Annotated in this window: 13 protein-coding genes; 2 read left to right on the top strand and 11 right to left on the bottom strand. The window is 58.3% G+C overall.

Features of this window, described 5'->3' with window-relative positions:
* Positions 1–42: 42 nt before the first annotated feature.
* The 9 genes from ACIOTL_RS11650 to pdhA all read right to left on the bottom strand — a co-directional run bounded on the left by ACIOTL_RS11650 (position 43) and on the right by pdhA (position 13,023).
* A complete protein-coding gene (locus tag ACIOTL_RS11650) occupies positions 43–1,560 on the bottom strand; it encodes an ABC transporter permease (RefSeq protein WP_105661818.1) in 1,518 nt (505 codons plus the stop codon).
* Between the two features lie 141 nt (positions 1,561–1,701).
* Positions 1,702–3,510 (bottom strand): ABC transporter family substrate-binding protein, encoded by a 1,809-nt coding sequence (locus ACIOTL_RS11645; protein WP_105661817.1) that lies wholly within the window; start codon positions 3,508–3,510, stop codon positions 1,702–1,704.
* 437 nt (positions 3,511–3,947) lie between these two features.
* Positions 3,948–5,591: an ABC transporter ATP-binding protein gene (locus ACIOTL_RS11640; protein ID WP_105657255.1), complete on the bottom strand. Its 1,644-nt coding sequence runs from the start codon at positions 5,589–5,591 to the stop codon at positions 3,948–3,950.
* 3 nt (positions 5,592–5,594) lie between these two features.
* The gene (locus ACIOTL_RS11635) at positions 5,595–6,617 is read right to left on the bottom strand and encodes an ABC transporter permease (RefSeq protein WP_286134595.1); all 1,023 of its coding nucleotides are present in this window, start codon (positions 6,615–6,617) and stop codon (positions 5,595–5,597) included.
* Positions 6,610–7,536 (bottom strand): ABC transporter permease, encoded by a 927-nt coding sequence (locus ACIOTL_RS11630; protein ID WP_105661816.1) that lies wholly within the window; start codon positions 7,534–7,536, stop codon positions 6,610–6,612. Before ACIOTL_RS11630 ends, ACIOTL_RS11635 begins: the two co-directional genes overlap by 8 nt.
* Before the next feature lie 190 nt (positions 7,537–7,726).
* On the bottom strand, positions 7,727–9,358 hold the full coding sequence (locus ACIOTL_RS11625) for an ABC transporter substrate-binding protein (RefSeq protein ID WP_105661815.1): 1,632 nt from the start codon (positions 9,356–9,358) through the stop codon (positions 7,727–7,729).
* Positions 9,359–9,554: 196 nt separating this feature from the next.
* The gene (locus tag ACIOTL_RS11620; protein ID WP_400342764.1) at positions 9,555–10,904 is read right to left on the bottom strand and encodes a dihydrolipoamide acetyltransferase family protein; all 1,350 of its coding nucleotides are present in this window, start codon (positions 10,902–10,904) and stop codon (positions 9,555–9,557) included.
* Positions 10,904–11,893, bottom strand: coding sequence for an alpha-ketoacid dehydrogenase subunit beta (locus tag ACIOTL_RS11615; RefSeq protein WP_400342900.1), 990 nt, complete (start codon positions 11,891–11,893; stop codon positions 10,904–10,906). Before ACIOTL_RS11615 ends, ACIOTL_RS11620 begins: the two co-directional genes overlap by 1 nt.
* A gap of 14 nt (positions 11,894–11,907) precedes the next feature.
* Positions 11,908–13,023: a pyruvate dehydrogenase (acetyl-transferring) E1 component subunit alpha gene (pdhA, locus tag ACIOTL_RS11610; protein WP_400342762.1), complete on the bottom strand. Its 1,116-nt coding sequence runs from the start codon at positions 13,021–13,023 to the stop codon at positions 11,908–11,910.
* Positions 13,024–13,173: 150 nt separating this feature from the next.
* Between pdhA and ACIOTL_RS11605 the strand changes: the two genes are divergently transcribed.
* Entirely contained in the window at positions 13,174–13,647 is a 474-nt protein-coding gene (locus ACIOTL_RS11605; RefSeq protein WP_388023964.1) for an Lrp/AsnC family transcriptional regulator, read from the top strand.
* Between the two features lie 85 nt (positions 13,648–13,732).
* Here ACIOTL_RS11605 and ACIOTL_RS11600 read toward each other — a convergent pair whose 3' ends face one another.
* Both ACIOTL_RS11600 and ACIOTL_RS11595 read right to left on the bottom strand, forming a co-directional pair.
* Positions 13,733–15,358, bottom strand: a complete 1,626-nt coding sequence (locus tag ACIOTL_RS11600) for a cation acetate symporter (RefSeq protein ID WP_105657249.1) — start codon at positions 15,356–15,358, stop codon at positions 13,733–13,735.
* Positions 15,359–15,703, bottom strand: coding sequence for a DUF485 domain-containing protein (locus ACIOTL_RS11595; protein WP_105657248.1), 345 nt, complete (start codon positions 15,701–15,703; stop codon positions 15,359–15,361).
* A 197-nt stretch (positions 15,704–15,900) separates the two neighbouring features.
* Here ACIOTL_RS11595 and ACIOTL_RS11590 point away from each other — a divergent pair, with 197 nt between their 5' ends.
* Positions 15,901–17,082: a sensor histidine kinase gene (locus ACIOTL_RS11590; RefSeq protein WP_400342761.1), complete on the top strand. Its 1,182-nt coding sequence runs from the start codon at positions 15,901–15,903 to the stop codon at positions 17,080–17,082.
* Positions 17,083–17,094: the final 12 nt, after the last annotated feature.

The raw sequence follows: 17,094 nt of genomic DNA, 5'->3' as shown, positions 1-17,094 counted from the left end.
TTAGGGTTGCAGGCATGAAGGATGTTCATTGGTCCATGCCTCCTAGACTCGGATTCGTGGGTCAAGCAGGGCGTAAACGATATCCGCCAGCAAGTTGAAAATGATTGCGGCGGTACCGGTAACCAGGAAGAACGCCATCACAGGTGCCGGGTCGACATGATCCAGGCCGGTTGCGAACATTTCGCCCATGCCCTTCCAGCCGAAGACGCGCTCGGTGATCACGGCACCGCCGATCAGGCCGGCGAAGTCGAAGGCTGCAATGGTGGCGATGGGGATCATCGCGTTGCGGAACGCGTGCCGGAAAATCACGGTGCGTTCGCTCAATCCCTTGGAACGGGCGGTGCGAATGTAGTCCTGGCGCTGCACTTCGAGCATGGAAGAACGCGTGTAGCGCGAATAGCTAGCCAAAGAAATCACTGCAAGCAGGATGGTCGGCATCAGCAACTGGGTGCCGTTATCCAGGAAGTGATCCCAGAAACCGCCTTCGAGGTTAGCAGTGGACGACCCGATGGTCGCGATGGGGCGTCCCTTGACGTCCAGGAAACCAGGCCAAGCGCGGAACATGTGATCGACAACGGTCAATCCTGCACCGACAACACCGGTGGCTACGGAGACGGACATCGCTGCTTTGCGCAAGCGGCCGCCCATGAAGCGCCCGACTACTGCCGGAATCGCTACCGCGAGGACCAGTCCGAACAAGAGGATCCATGCGTTTGGTTCCAGCAGCATGTAGAAGGTCGCGTAGTACATGGCCAAGACCAGTACGACGGTAATCAGCGCCGGGTACAGCACGCGCTTTTCCTTCAGGCCAACGCTCATGGCAGTGGCGCTCAAGGCCACGAGTGCCGTCAGCACGATGATGATTGCGGGGCCCATTTGCGGGTAGCGGTAGAAATTCAGCCAAATGCTGTACTGCAGCACCAGCGGGACGAAAACAGCGGCAGCTATGAAGGTGATGCCACGGCGCTTCAAGGAGCCCCCGAGGAACATCTGCAGGACGAGTCCGACGACGATGCCTATGGCTATGGATGACCCCAGGGATATCTGCGGATCCGCCAGCCAGTCGTTGTAGCTGATTGCCAGGTACTCCTTGAGCAGCACAGCTGCCCAGAAGACGGGAAGCGAGAAGAAGAGGAAGGTCATGAAGGTAACGATGTAATCCAGGCCGGAGTACTGGCGGATTGCAGTCAAAACGCCAATGGCGATACCCAGAACCGCGGCGATCACCGTAGCGAGCACTACCAGCCGCAAGGTGGACGATGCGGCGTTGGCCAGCAAGCCGGAGACCTCTACGCCGTTGATATTCTGTCCCAGGTCGCATTGGCCAATCAGGCATTTGCTGGCGCCGGTCAGCCAGTCCCAGTAGCGTCCGTACCAGGGTGCATCCAGGTTCATGTATTCCACACGCTGGGCCATCAAGTACTCGCGGTTATCCGCGTTGCTTTCGCGGAGGTCCTTGAGCGGGTCACCTGAATTGATTACCAGTACGTAGAGCAAGAGCGATGCGGCGAACAGCACGGCAAGTGCTGAGCCTAGTCTCTTGGCGATAAATTTCCACACGGTTCTAATGTCCTACTTTCATCTCACGGAAGTGAGCCGGCCCTTGAGGTTGGGGACCTTTGAACACACTGCGGGGCCCGATTTTTGATCGGGCCCCACATGTGCTCACTCACATTGTGCAAGTACGTTGCCTAGGGGCAATTACTCAGCACGTACCCACTGCTCGGCGTTCCAGACGATCTGGTCCTGCGTTGCGGTGTGACGGACATTTTGGATATCCGAACCCGAGGCGCTCAAGCCTGGGTGGGCGAATACCGGGATGCCGAACAGGTCATCCCACAACAGCTTCTCGATCTTCTTGGTCTGCTCGGCATGGACAGCCGGGTCCAGCGAGCTTGCCAGGGTCGCCCATGCTGCATCGACTTCAGCGTTCGAGTACTGGCCGAAGTTCTGCGGCTTGCCGGTGGCGTAGATGTTCTGGCCGGAACTGATCTGGCCGGAACCTGCCCAAGCGAACAGTGCTACTTCGTAGTCGCCACGGTCTTGCGCACCGTTTGGCGAGAAGAAGTCAGCCGAACCGGTGTCCTCGATCTTGAAGCCCGCTTCATCGCAGGAGGACTTGATGGCCGAGACCTGGTTGGCGCGGCGTTCGTTAGGTGCCGAGTAGCCGATGCGTACTTCGGTACCCACAGCGTCCTGCTCTTCAAGGATCTTCTTGGCGCCTTCGATATCCACCTGGTCATAGCGGCCGTCGTAGGATGCGTCCACTACTTCCTGGTAGTTATCCTGGAACGGGAAGACTTCGCGGGAGTTCATCACGATGGCGTCGGGGTTCAGCGGCTTGATCAGGTTGTCAACAATCTGCTGACGTGGAACACACATGGCAAAGGCCTTGCGCAGTTCCAGATTGGTCATTTCGTTGCCCTTGGCGAAGTTGAAGTCAAGGTGCTCCCAGGTCAGGGTGTCGCCCTTCTGGATTGCTACAGCGTCGCCAAGATTCTCCAGCTGCGCGAGCGTATCAACGGTGGGCTGCGGGTTAATGACGTCAACGTCCTTATTCTGCAATGCCTGGACCATGCTTGCGTCTTCAAGGAAGCGGAAGGTCAGTTCCTTGGTTGCAGGCGCGGGGCCATAGTAGTTCTCATTGGCAACCAGGGTTACGGACTCTCCAGCTTTCCAGCTGCCCAGCTTATAGGGGCCGGATACAGGCGAGATCTTCTCATCGGGCAGCTTGCCCGGGTCAGTCATCCAGCCTTCGTTCCAGAAATCGGCAGCCTTCTTCAGCTTGTCGGATTCCCCAGCGAGAATGGCTTTGACGAGCTCTTCGGTGCTCATGCCCGACTCTTCGGCCACCACATGTGCTGGGTGGAGCATCCAGGACTGGAGGGCCCAGTCCGGATCAGGCTCGGCGAATTCAACAGTGAATTCCTTGCCATCCCAGTCGCCCTGCGGACCAGCTGGAACAGTGTCGCCGAGATCAACTGAGACCGAGTTGAACAGCGGCTTGTCCTTGGAACCTTCGTTGAGGTTCAGGTTCTGCACTGCCCATGCCAGCACGGAGTCGGCTACGGTGATCGGCGTGCCATCGGACCATTTGGCTTCTTCATTGATGGTGTACTTGATGGTGAGCGGATCGTCGCTCACCTTCTCATAGCTGCCCAAGGCCTCGTTGGGGTACAGCGTGCCGTCAGTACCGAAGTAGCTGAACCCAGCGAACATCCGGTCCACGATGGCCGAGTTGTAGGTGGAATAGGTGTTCGGAGTAAAGCCGTTGTAGCTCAGGAATTCCGGGGCACCTACGGTGACGTTGATATTGTCTTCGGCAGTCTTGATATCACCCAGATCGGCTTTGCCGCTGTTTGCTGCTTCTGCCGAACCGTTGCCGCCACCTGCGCCAGCATCCTTTGATGCATCGGCGCCTGTGTCTCCGCCGCCTGGTGCACAAGCCGAAAGGGCCAGGGCCAGTGCTGCGCCTACAGCTACTGCTTTCGAAACGCGCTGAAACCGCATTTCGCCTCCTTGAGTTCTTGAACGATACGAGTGCTGGATCGGGGGATCCAATGTGGACCAGATCACATGATCAATCCATTGAGCAATAGACTAACCCGAATTTTCTGGCTTGGATATAGAAAGAAGCGCTTCAGATATTGCTGCAATCCTCCCCCTGAGAGTCATTCGCAACGCGCTTGTTACCCGCGGGTTTACGAGATCCAGCTCACACCCCCGAGATTTCAAGGATTTCTTTCAGATTGGGAAAAATCAATCGGGCAACTGTTTCATGCATGTTGACTCGCGGAGTGATTTATAACATTTTTGCAACGTTTGTTTCAGATTGATTAAATCTGAAATATTCGTTGAATATGACGTTGCTTGAGCTCAGGTTAAGCGCAGAATGGGACGGTGAAACCTTACGGTTTCACCGGCCCATTCAGCGGATTTCCGAGCTGCTAGATCAGCGAAGCTCCAGGGATCGCAGCCAGCAGGTTGCGGGTATATGCACTCTTTGGCGCATCGAAAATCTCGTCCGTCGTTCCCTGTTCGACGATCTTTCCGTGTTCCATCACGCATACGTTGTCCGCGATCTGGCGGACTACAGCCAGGTCGTGGGTAATGAACAGGTAGGTAAGGCCCATTTCGCGTTGCAGCTCATCAAGCAGCTCAAGCACCTGGGCCTGCACCAGCACGTCCAACGCCGAAACAGCCTCATCGCAAACGATCATTTCCGGCTGCAAGGCCAGAGCACGCGCGATCGCGATGCGCTGGCGCTGTCCGCCGGACAGCTCGTTCGGGAAGCGGTGCATGGTGGATGCCGGCATGGAAACCTGATCCAGCAGTTCCTTGACCTTCTTCTCCCGTGATGCCGCGTTACCAATACCGTGAATGCGCAGTGGTTCTTCGATGGTTCGGAATATCGAGTACATCGGATCCAAGGATCCGTACGGATCCTGGAAAATCGGCTGGACACGTCGGCGGTACTTGAACAAGTGCTTCTCGCTCAGGTTGCCAATCTGTTCGCCATCAAAGATGATCTCGCCCTCGGTCTTGTCCAACAGGTTGAGCACCATCTGGGCGATGGTGGACTTGCCGGAACCGGACTCGCCTACCACGGCGGTGGTGGTGCCCTTGGGGATCTCGAAGGACACGTTGTCCACCGCGGTGAACTTCTCCTTCTTGCCGAACCCCTTGCGGATATCGAAGACCTTCGTCAGGTTGCTGACCTTCAGCAGCGGCTCGGCCTTGCCCGGAATTACCTCATCAACAATCGCCTCGTGCTTGTCTCCACGCTGTGCTGACAACGATGGAGCCGAGTTGATCAGGCGCTGGGTGTACGGGTGCTTGGGGTTGCGCAGAATCTCCAGCGCTGGGCCATATTCGACGACACGCCCCTTGTACATCACGACGACCTTCTCGGCACGCTCTGCTGCCAAGCCCAGGTCGTGGGTAATCAGCAGCACGGCGGTGCCCAGTTCACTGGTCATGGTGTCCAGATGGTCCAGGATCTGCTGCTGCACGGTGACGTCCAGTGCGCTGGTTGGCTCATCGGCAATCAGCAGGCGCGGGCGGCAGGCCAGGCCAATGGCGATCAGCGCACGCTGACGCATGCCACCGGAGAATTCGTGCGGGTACTGCCTCGCACGCGTCTCCGGATCGGGCAAACCTGCATCGGCCAAGACCTGGGCTACACGCTTGTTCGGGTTATCCCCCGCCAAGCCGTTGGCTTTCAGGGTTTCCTTGACCTGGAACCCGATCTTCCAGACCGGGTTCAAGTTGGACATCGGATCCTGCGGAACCATGCCAATATGGTTGCCGCGCAGCTCTACGAATCGCTTTTCGCTCGCTTGGGCGATGTCCTCGCCGTCAAAAAGAATCTGGCCGGATGAGACCTTGCCGTTGCCGGCCAACAGGCCGATAGCAGCCAGTGCCGAAGTTGACTTGCCGGAACCGGACTCGCCCACGATGGCCACGGTTTCCCCGGGCATCACGGTGAAGTTGGCGTCGCGCACTGCGTGCACTGGACCGTCAGGAGTGGAGAAAGTGATCGCCAGGTCCTTGACTTCCAGCAGAGGCTTGGGAGTTGCACTCTGAGTCATTGCTTAGGCTCCCTTCCGGGCCTTCGGATCCAGTGCGTCGCGCACTGCATCGCCGAGCATGATGAAGCTCAATACCGTTACCGAAAGGAACAGTGCTGGCCACATCAGCATGGTCGGGTTATTGCGCAGCTGGGTACGTGCGGAGGAAATATCGTTGCCCCAGCTCATGACGTCTGGCGGAAGCCCGACGCCCAGGAAGGACAGCGTGGCCTCGGCAACGATGTATACGCCGAGGTTCACCGTGGCAACAACAATGATCGGTGCCAACGAGTTCGGGATGACGTGCTTGACCAAAGCGCTGAACTTGGACAGGCCCAACGCGCGCGAGGCCTTCACGAAGTCCGCGTTGCGGGCCTCGATCACTGCGCCGCGGGTAATGCGTGCCAGCTGCGGCCAGCCGAAGATCGCAAGGGTGATGATAACCGTCCAAACGCTTCGGTTTTCACGGAAGGCAGGAAGCTGCATCACGATGATGGCTCCGAGGATCAGCGGCAGCGCGAAGAAGATATCGCCCAGACGAGCCAGGATGGTGTCGATCCAGCCGCCGTAGTAGCCTGCCAGCGCGCCAATGGCACCGCCGAGCAGCACCACGATGAGGGTAGTGAATACGCCTACGAGCAGCGAAGCACGCGTGCCGTAGATCGTACGGGCGTAGATGTCGCAACCCTGCAGGTTGAAGCCCATGATATGTCCCTGGCGTGCTGGCTCATTGGAATTTTCCAGTAAGCATGCCTGGTTGCCAGTCGGATCAATGGACGTGAACAGCTGCGGGAACGCAGCTACAACCATGACGGCGATGATCAGAAGCGTGGAGATGATGAACAGCGGCTGCTTGCGCAGTGAACGCCATGCTTCAGCCCACATGGACAATGGCTTGCCGGTTTCCTTGACAGAATCCACCGCCTGCAGCGGAGTCTCCTCCAATGGGGCCACGTAGTGCTCAATTTTGTACTTGGAAACTTTGCCGGCACGGGTGTTTCGGATGGGAAGGCCGTCTTCGGGATTAAAGTTCTGGTTCTCAGGCATAACGGATCCTTGGGTCAAGCAGTGCGTACAGCATATCCACGATCAGGTTGGCGATCACGAAGACGATCACCAAGACGCCTACAACGGCAACCACCGTCGGGGTTTCGCCCTTCTGGATTGCCTGGTAGAGCAAGTGGCCGACACCGGGGACATTGAAGATACCCTCGGTAACAATGGCGCCGCCCATGAGTGCGCCCAAGTCGGCGCCAAGGTAGGTCACGACTGGAATCAGCGAGTTGCGCAAGATGTGCACGGTGACAACGCGGTTGCGGCTCAGGCCCTTGGCAGTTGCGGTGCGCACATAGTCAGCGGTTTTGTTCTCAATGATGGAGGTACGCGTCAGTCGCAAAACGTAAGCCAGAGAAACGAGTCCCAGGACCAAGGCCGGCAGGATCAGTTCGCCCCAGGTTGCCGAACCGGAAACGGTTGGCTTTGCCCATTCGAGCTTGACTCCGACCACGTACTGGAGCAGGAAGCCCAGTACGAAGGTTGGAACTGCGATGACCAGCAGCGATGCGATCAGGACGGTCGAGTCGAACAATTTGCCCTTGCGCATGCCGGCGATGACGCCGAAGATGATGCCGAAGACAGATTCGATCAACAACGCGAGGATCGCCAGGCGTGCGGTGACCGGGAAGGCCCGAGCCAGCAAGTCTCGAACTTCCTGGCCGGAGAACGAGGTTCCCAGATCCAAGGTCACCAGATTCTTCAGGTACAGGCCATATTGGACCCAGAAAGGCTTATCCAAGTTGTATTGTGCGGTCAGGGCCGCTTCGGTAGCGGGGCTCATTGGCTTGCCACCGGAAAGTGCGGCGATGGGGTTACCCGGTGTTGCGAAAACCAGGAAGTACACCAGCAGCGTAGCTCCGATGAACACCGGAATCAGCTGCACGATTCGCTTCAGGGTAAAACTTAACATGCTTGCATCTCACCTCGAGACACATGAGGGCACAGGGCCATTTTCATCCTCTTTCCGTCGATAAATATCTCGACGTTTATTTTTGCGAGGCAGGACGGACACGCCAAAGGGAGACCCTGAGCTGCTCGGATCTCCCTTGACGAGTTTTCAGCTTCTATTCGCTCTGATTAGGCCGAATGCTGAAGGAAACTTATTTGCCAGTGATTTGCTGGTACATAGGAACACCGTTCCACCCGAACTCGACGTTATCAACGTTTTCGCTCCAACCACCCTGGACTGCTTGGTACCACAGAGGGATGGCCGGCAAATCCTTGAACAGGATCTCCTGTGCTTCGTTGAAGATCTTTGCACCCTCGGCCGGATCCGTGGCAGACAGGCCTTCGGCCAGCTTGTCATCGAATTCCTTGCTGGAGTACTTGCCGTCATTCGAACCGGCCCCGGTGCCAAATAGTGGACCAAGGAAGTTGTACAGCGACGGGTAGTCGGCCTGCCAACCGGTACGGAATGCACCGGTCATCTTGTAGCTGGTGACCTTCTCGCGCAATTCCTTGAATGAAGAGAATGGCTGAGCCACTGCGTTGATGCCCAGGTTGCTCTTCAGCTGGTTGACGACAGCTTCGACGTATTCCTTGTTGCCCGCGCCATCAACGTTGTAGCCGACAGAGAATTCATCGCCGGACTCCCACTTACTGATTTCATCAGCCTGTTCCCACAGCTTCTTGGCTTCAGCCCCGTCGAAGTCGAGGACTTCGCTGCCTGGAACGTCGGCGCTGTAGCCTTCGAGCACTGGTGCGGTGAAGTCATCGGCCTTGACCTTGCCACCCTGGTACACCTTGTCGATGATCAGCTGGCGGTCAATGGCACGGGAGATCGCGGCACGGCGCAGGTTGCCCTCTTCGTCCTGCTTGAAGTGGTCCAGGTAGCCCGGGATGGTGATGGTTGCGTTGCCGGCATATGGCGAGTTGACTGAACGATCGCCCAGGTCAGACTCGTAGGAAGCCAGCTGGCTTGGCGGGATCTGGTCGAGGACGTCCAAGTTGTTGGACTGCAGATCGCTGTACGCCGAGTCGGTGGACTGGTAGACCTTGAAGTCGATGCCGGCGTTAGCCGCCTTGCGTGGACCGTCGTAGCTCTCGTTGACGTCCAGCTTCAGGTTCACATCGTGGTTCCACTCGGTCAACGTGTATGGGCCGTTGCCGATTGGCTTTTCGCCAAAGGCCTTTGGATCTTCGAAGGCCGCTTCAGGCAACGGCATGAACGCCGTGTAGCCCAAGCGCAGCGGGAAGTCGGACTCAGGCTGGGACAGCTCGACGGTGAAGGTGGTGTCATCCACTACCTTCAGGCCTTCCATCTCTTCCTTCTTGGAGCCTTCCTTGTTGACCTCATCGAAGCCCTTGATGGATTCGAAGAAGTACGAGTTCAGCTGTGCGTTCTTTGCCGCGGCGCCGAAGTTCCAGGCATCCACGAACGAAGCAGCAGTTACTGGGGAACCATCCGAGAAGGTATGTCCGGCCTTCAGCTTGATGGTGTAGTTCTGGGAGTCTTCGGTTTCGATGGACTCAGCGAGTTCATTGACCGGAGCGCCCTTTGCGTCATAGCTGACCAAACCGGTGAAGATCAGGTCCATTACGCGGCCGCCGCCAACTTCGTTGGTGTTAGCCGGCAGAAGGCCATTCTGCGGTTCGGTGGTGTTTGCGGTGACGACGTACGAGCCGTCACCTTCGCCACCGGCGGTTTCATTCGAACCGCCGCCACAAGCGGACAGGGTCAGCGCCAAGGCTGCAGATAAAACGACAGCCTTAGATGCGTGCGAGTATCGCATCCTATTTCTCCTCAACAGATCGTTGCTGCTTCTGCATTTCGCAGAGCCGTGCAGGCAAGCGTGAGCTATAGCACGTAGTGAATGAGATTACATCAAACATTGCGAAACAACCAATGAATAGTCATGAAAGCAATGCTTGAAATCGGGTTACTCACCCGAATGAAATAACTTCAGCCGGGTCAGTTTTTATTTAAGCTCAAATAAAAATATTCATCATTCCGGGGTCTTCCAATACCGAGCCGACACCTGCGAGGAACTCGCTTGCTTCCTTGCCGTCAACCACTCTGTGATCGAAGGACAAAGCCAAAGTCATGGTATGGCGAAGGGCAACTTGGTCTTGGTATTCCCAAGGCCTTCGTTTCACTTGGCCTAATGCCAGGATTCCAGCCTGCCCCGGAGGAAGAATCGGGGTGCCGGCATCCACGCCGAAAACCCCCACATTGGTAATGGAGAATGTGCCACCGGTCAATTGGGCTGGTGACAACGTTCCTTCGCGGCCCTGCAGAATGATCTCGCTGAGTTCAGTTGCCAATACGGGCAACGTCTTGGCTTGGGCATTTTTCAGCACCGGAACCAGCAAGCCGCGGTCACTCGCCACAGCCATGCCCAGATTCACTGACCCGAACTCAATGATTTCGTCAGCCTTTTCATCCCACGTCGAGTTCAGCGCAGGATAAGTCTTCAGCAATCTCGTCACCACGAGCGCCGCCAACGTTGTGATGTTGAGTTTCCGGTCCTTCAGCAAGCGATGCGAACGCATTCGTTCCACCAACGCCATGGATTCGGTGACGTCAATAGTGAGGAACTCGGTGGCATGCGGTGCAGTAAACGCCGACTGCACCATCGCTTTGGCTGTGGCTCTGCGGACGGCGGTGATCTTCACATGGCGGTCCACATCCGGCGAGGACGCTGGCTCATTTCCCCCTGCCGATGAGGTGCTGGTTCCGGCAGAATCGATGGCCCGCTGAACATCCCTACGCAGCACCAGGCCACCCTCGCCGCTGCCGGCGAGCGCCGAAATATCGACTCCATGATCGCGTGCCAGCTTGCGTACGGGCGGTGTGCATCGAGTCGTCTCATGTTGTTCGCGCTCAGGACTGGCCGGCGCGGCATCCGGTACGGATGCAACTGGTTCCGCCAATTGTGCCGCTCTCCCGTTGCGGGGGCCACGAGCTTTGCGCGTTGGACGGTTACCGGTGTCTGCCGGGGCACCGTAGCCAACCAGGGTTGGGGTGCGCTCGACGGCCGCACTTTCCCCATGATTTCCGGGACCTGCTGCTGGCGGCTGCCCGCCGGAAGCGCCTAGCTCCTGGTCAAAAGTGACCAGCGGACCGCCAACCTGCACTGTTTCACCTTCGGTGGCATGCAGAGCCTGAACGAAGCCGGCATACGGCGAGGGCAGTTCAACCACTGCCTTGGCGGTTTCGACTTCGGCAATGATCTGGTTGAGCGCAACATGCTCGCCAACCTTGATTTTCCAATTCAGCACCTCGGACTCGGTGAGCCCTTCGCCGAGGTCCGGGAGTTTGAATGTGTGGGCGGTCATCACTTGGCAGCTCCTTCGGTTGCCTCGTGGTGGCGCATCACGGTATCGACCGCGTGCATCACTCGATCCAAATCGGGCAGGTGGTGGCTTTCGAGCCGCGATGGCGGATACGGAATATCGAATCCGGTGACGCGCAATGGGGCGTGCTCCAGATAGTCGAAGCAGCGCTCGGTAATTTCGGCACAGATTTCTGCACCGATACCGCTGGTGCGGCTGGCTTCATGGACTACGACCAGCTTGCCGGTGCGCTTGACGGATTCGGCCACGGTGTCGACATCCAACGGATCCAAGGTGCGCAGGTCGATGACCTCCAGGCTGGTGCCTTCATCTTCTGCGGCCTTGGCCGCATCCACCAGGGTGTAGGTGGTCGGGCCATAGCCGACCACGGTGACATCTTCACCGGGGCGGACGATCTTGGCCTTTGGCGATCCGTCTGGCGTTGGAGCCAGAAGTTCAGCCGTGCTTTTCTCGTGGTAGCGGCGCTTCGGCTCGAAGAAGATGACCGGATCATCGCAATCGATGGCCTGGCGCAACATGCTATAGGCATCTTCGACACTCGAAGGCGCGAAGACGCGCAGACCGGCGGTGTGGGCGAAGTAGGCTTCCGGTGATTCGGAGTGGTGCTCCGGTGAACCGATTCCTCCGCCGTAGGGAATTCGAACTGTCACCGGCATCTTCACACGGCCCCGGGAACGGTAATGCAATTTAGCCAGCTGGGAAACTAGCTGGTCAAAGGCCGGGTAGGTGAAGCCGTCAAACTGGATCTCCACTACTGGGCGATAGCCTCGGTAGGCCAGGCCGATGGCGCTGCCGACAATTCCGGATTCTGCCAGCGGGGTATCGACGACGCGGTGCTCGCCGAATTTGGATTTCAGGCCATCGGTGACCCGGAAGACGCCGCCGAGGGTTCCGATGTCTTCACCGAGCAGGATGACTTTCTCGTCCTCGTCCAGGGCATCGTGCAGCGACTTGTTCAGCGCCTTGAGCATGGTGGTTGCCACAGTTACTCTCCACCTTCAAAATCTGCCAAGTAGTCCAGATAGTTCTTGGCTGCGCGTTCGGTTGGTTCGTGCTTCTCGGCATATACATTGGTGAACAGCTCATCCACCTTGGGGTCCTCCATGGTGGTGATCGCGGCGCGAAGCTTCGCGGCCAGATCATCGGCTGCGTTCTGGGCACGCTGCTCGTAGGACTGCACATCGGCACCCATCTCATGCAGGTACTTCACCAGGCGGTCGATAGGGTCCTTGGCTTTCCACTCTTCGAGCTGCTCGCTCTTGCGGTAGCGGGTTGGATCATCGGCGGTGGTGTGCGACCCCATGCGATAGGTGACCGCTTCAATGAAGGTTGGGCCCAGGCCGTTGCGCGCGTGATTCAGGGCAGCCTTGGTGGCTGCGTAGACTGCAAGGATGTCATTGCCATCCACCCGCCAGGTCTTCAGCCCGAAGCCGTGGGCACGGTCGGCAATCTGGGTGCGGCTTTGCAGGTGGACTGGTTCGGAAATGGCCCACTGGTTGTTCTGGCAGAAGAACAGCACTGGCGCCTGGTAGCTGGCGGCGAAGACCATGGCTTCGCTCACGTCGCCCTGGCTGGTGGCGCCATCGCCAAAGTAGGCCACAGAAACTTGCTTGCCCCCATCGAATTTGATTCCCATTCCGTATCCGGCTGCGTGCAAAGCCTGGGAGCCAATGACAATCTGCTGGCAAGCAATATTGACTTCATTCGGATCCCAGCCGCTGGCCTGGGCCCCGCGCCACACGCTGAGCAGATCTTCTGCTTTCACTCCCCTGGCCCATGCGACGCCATGCTCGCGGTAGGAAGGGAAAATGAAGTCATCCGCTTCGGTGGCGCGGACCGAGCCGATTTGTGCGGCTTCCTGGCCGAGCAACGGGGCCCAGAGTCCTAGCTGGCCCTGGCGCTGCAATGCGGTCGCTTCATTGTCCATGCGGCGCAGGACCACCATGTCGCGAAGGAAATCTGCAAGGTCCGCTTCTTTGAGGTCCTTCAGATAATGGTCAAGTTCTTCGTCCGGGATTCGTTTCCCGTCGACGTTCAGCAGCTGATGCGTGGGTAGGCATCCGGCGGCTACGTCAATGTGTTGTGTGGACACGATCGGCATCCTTACTCTCACGTAGTCGGTTGCGGGTTTTCATTCACAAACACCGCTTAATGTGATGCTACTCACGCAAGGCAGGATGCACAATGGTGTTTTTGGAATTAGAGCAAAACGCACTGTTTATGAGAACCTCTCAGTGCTAACGTGCACATTATGCAACTTCTGGACACTACCGACCGGCGCATCCTGCTGGCCCTCTCCACCGCAGCCAAGCGCACCGGCTCGGCTATCGCCACGGCTTTGAACCTCGGGCGAAATACCGTGCAGACGCGGATGACCCGCCTGGAAAATGAAGTTCTTGATTCCATTGACCGCCGCATCCCGCCCGAAGTGCTGGGCTACGGGCTGCTTTCCTTTGTCGAGCTGCATGTTGAGCAACGCCATCTCGGGGACATCGCCGCCAAGCTCGAAGCCATCCCCGAGGTGCTTGAAGCACACGGGCTCACAGGCTCTGCCGACATCTTGGTGCGGGTAGCGGCCAAAGACGCCGAGGAGCTGTTTCGGGTCCATGGACAGCTGCTGCATATAGACGGAGTGAATCGTGCGGACTCGGCACTATCCATGGCCGAGCTCGTCCCCTATCGCACCACCGCTTTGCTTCAGCACTCGCTAGCCGACAACGCGTAGCACTCAGGGCAGCAAAAAAGTTCCGGGAACCAGCCTGCTGGCTGGCTCCCGGAACTTCGCTATTGAGTTTTATGTATTCTCCGCCTTAGTGGTCGACTGCCTTCTCGGCACCGACACCGGTCAGCGAACGAACTTCCATTTCCGCCTGCTTGGTAATGTCCTCGACACGCTTGTCGGTAACCGAGCCCAGCCAGCCTAGGAAGAAGGCCAGCGGAATGGAGACGATACCCGGGTTAGCCAGCGGGAAGATCACCATATCGATGCTTGGGATCATTGCGGTCTCCGAGCCCGAGAACACTGGCGAGAAGATGATCAGCAGCAAAGCCGAACCCAGGCCGCCGTACATGGACCACACTGCGCCGCGGGTCTTGAAGCCCTTCCAGAACAGCGAGTACAAGATGGTTGGCAGGTTAGCCGAAGCGGCCACCGCGAAGGCCAATGCCACCAGGAAGGCCACGTTCTGCCCCTGGGCACCGATGCCGCCAGCGATAGCGAAGACTCCGATAACCAAGACCGTGCGGCGGGCAATCTTCATTTCCTTCTCTGGAGTGGACTTGCCCTTGGCAATCACCGACGCGTACACGTCATGGGCGAAGGATGCCGCCGCGGTGATGGTCAAGCCCGCCACCACAGCAAGGATGGTTGCGAAGGCCACTGCAGAGATCAGGCCCAGCAGCACTGTGCCGCCCAATTCGTAGGCCAGCAGCGGTGCCGCAGAGTTCACGCCGCCTGGAGCCGCCTGGATTCGATCCGGGCCAATCAGTGCACCGGCGCCGAAGCCCAGCACCAGGGTGAACAGGTAGAAGGCGCCGATCAGCCAGATAGCCCAGACGACGGACTTGCGGGCTTCCTTCGCGGTAGGAACGGTGTAGAAGCGCATCAGCACGTGCGGCAGGCCGGCGGTGCCAAGCACCAAGGCCAGGGCCAGCGAGATGAAGTCCAGCTTGGCAGTTTCAGAAACACCGTACTTCATGCCCGGATTCAGGATCTCGGGGTTGCCGGCTACTTCAGCTGCCTTGCCCAGCAGGTCGGAGAAGTTGAAGCCGAACATGGCCAGCGTCCACACGGTCATGATCAGCGCGCCGGCGATCAGCAGGCAGGCCTTGATGATCTGCACCCAGGTGGTGCCCTTCATGCCGCCAACCAGCACATAGAGGATCATCAATGCGCCAACGATAACGATCACCAGCGACTGTCCCAGCTTCTCGTCAATACCCAGCAACAGGGAAACCAGCGCGCCGGCGCCAGCCATCTGCGCCAGCAGGTAGAAGACGCACACTGCCAGCGTGGAGATGGCCGCGGCGATGCGCACCGGACGCTGCTTGAGCCGGAAGGACAGCACATCGGCCATGGTGAATTTGCCGGTGTTGCGCAGCAGCTCCGCAACCAGCAGCAAGGCAACCAGCCAAGCAACCAGGAAGCCGATCGAGTAGAGGAAGCCGTCGTAGCCCTGGATGGCGATAGCGCCAACGATGCCCAGGAAGGAGGCTGCCGAGAGGTAGTCACCGGCAATTGCGGTGCCGTTCTGCGTTCCCGTGAAGGAACGGCCGCCTGCATAGTAATCCGCAGCGGTCTTGTTGTTCTTGGAGGCGCGGAGCACGATCACCATGGTGACGCCCACGAAGGCCAGGAAGATGGCGATATTGACCAAGGGGTTGCCGACCTGGGTCGACTCTCCCGCGGCCTGGGCCAGGATGCTGAGCTGGTTCATTTAGTTCACTCCCTCGCTCTCTAGGCGTTCACGGATCTTGGTTGCCTTGGGGTCGAGCTTCTTATTCGAGAAACTGACGTAGGCCGCGGTGATCGCGAAGGTCGACACGAACTGCAGCAACCCGAGAACAATACCCATGTTGATATTGCCGAGAACCTTGATGGACATGAAGTCATGGAAGTAGTCGGCTAGCAGCACATAGGCGAAATACCAGACGAGGAAGAAGACTGCCATCGGGAAAACAAAACTGCGGTGGGTCTTTCGCAGTTCCTGGAATTCCTCGGATTGGCTCTCCTTGACGAAATCAACGTCAGCAGCGACGCCGTGTTCCGGGTTGGCACTCATGATGCCCTCCTTGAGCGAGTTGATGATGTGACTGGGCGCACATCGGTTTTGTGACTAAGTTCACTATTGGCGATAAACCCGTTGGCGACTAGGGGGCTTGCACAGCTCGTGGCTCAACGGACTGCTTTCTGCGCCCAACGGCGCAGCATGGCGCGCTGAACGGTCGGCAGATCAGGCAGGGCCCTAAGATGGGATACATGTCTCCAGCGCTGCAAGTCACCCTGATCGTCGCCATTGCGATGGTCGGAATCGCTCTTGTCGGCTACATCGGTTTCAGGATTTCCCGCTCCACCAAGGAAATGGGTACCGACGTCGAGGAAGCCACCTACAAGACGTTGCACCACATGTCCGTTGCGGTTCCCCATTTGGAGCGCGGCCTGACTGAGGACGGGGCGGCCAAAAGCGCCAAGGCGCTGCGCAGGCTCTTGAACTGCCAGGTATTGCTGATCAGCGACACCACCCATGTGCTGGCCACCGATGCAGGGGCCGATTTCACCGCGGAACTCGAAGAAGCAGCCTCCAAGGTTTCCAAAAGCGCGCTGGCAACCGGCAAAACCCAGGTAGAACGTTCCTCCGGCATGGACTTCGTGTCCGCGCCGATCACCGTAGGAGATCAAAGCGTGGGAACGGTGACCGCGCTATCACGCAGGGCCGCCGCCAGCTTCGTTCGGGCAGTTTCCGAGGTAGCGGTCTTTGTATCCGCGCAAGTTTCCACCGCCCAGCTCGATGAATCCAAGGCCATGCTGCTCGAAGCGCAGATGCGTGCCTTGCGCGCTCAGATCTCCCCGCACTTCATCTACAACTCGCTGAATGCGATCGCCTCGTTCATCAATACTGATCCCGCTCGAGCCCGTGAGCTGGTCATAGAATTCGCCGACTTCACCCGGTACTCTTTCCGCCGCCGCGGTGAATTCACCACCCTGGCCGAAGAACTGGAAGCGATTGACCGCTACCTGTTGCTGGAAAAGGCCCGTTTCGGTGAGCGCATCAAGGTCTCCTTGCAGATCGCTCCCGAGGTGCTGCCCACGCAAATTCCCTTCCTGGCCTTGCAGCCGCTGGTTGAAAACGCGGTACGCCATGGACTCGAAGCCCGGCCAGATGGCGGAGTCATCTCCATCACGGCCACCGAAGACGGAATGCACGCAGTCATCAGCGTGGAAGATGACGGCATGGGCATGGATCCCGAGCAGCTGTCCAGTGTGCTAGCTGGCGATACCCCGAATATGCACGTTGGCCTGCGCAACGTCGACCTGCGCATGCGCCAGCTCTACGGCAATTCCAATGGACTGGTAGTGGAGACCGCGCCGGGGGCCGGAACGCTGATCACTTTGCGCGTCCCGAAGTTCCGTCCGCCCAACACGATCACCTCGGATGCATAGAAAAATCCAATA

Origin of the sequence: Glutamicibacter sp. NPDC087673 (assembly GCF_044743255.1) — a bacterium.
Lineage (GTDB): Bacteria > Actinomycetota > Actinomycetes > Actinomycetales > Micrococcaceae > Glutamicibacter.
The sequence above is the reverse complement of the archived record's forward strand: the minus strand, read 5'-3'. Positions and strand labels throughout refer to the sequence as shown.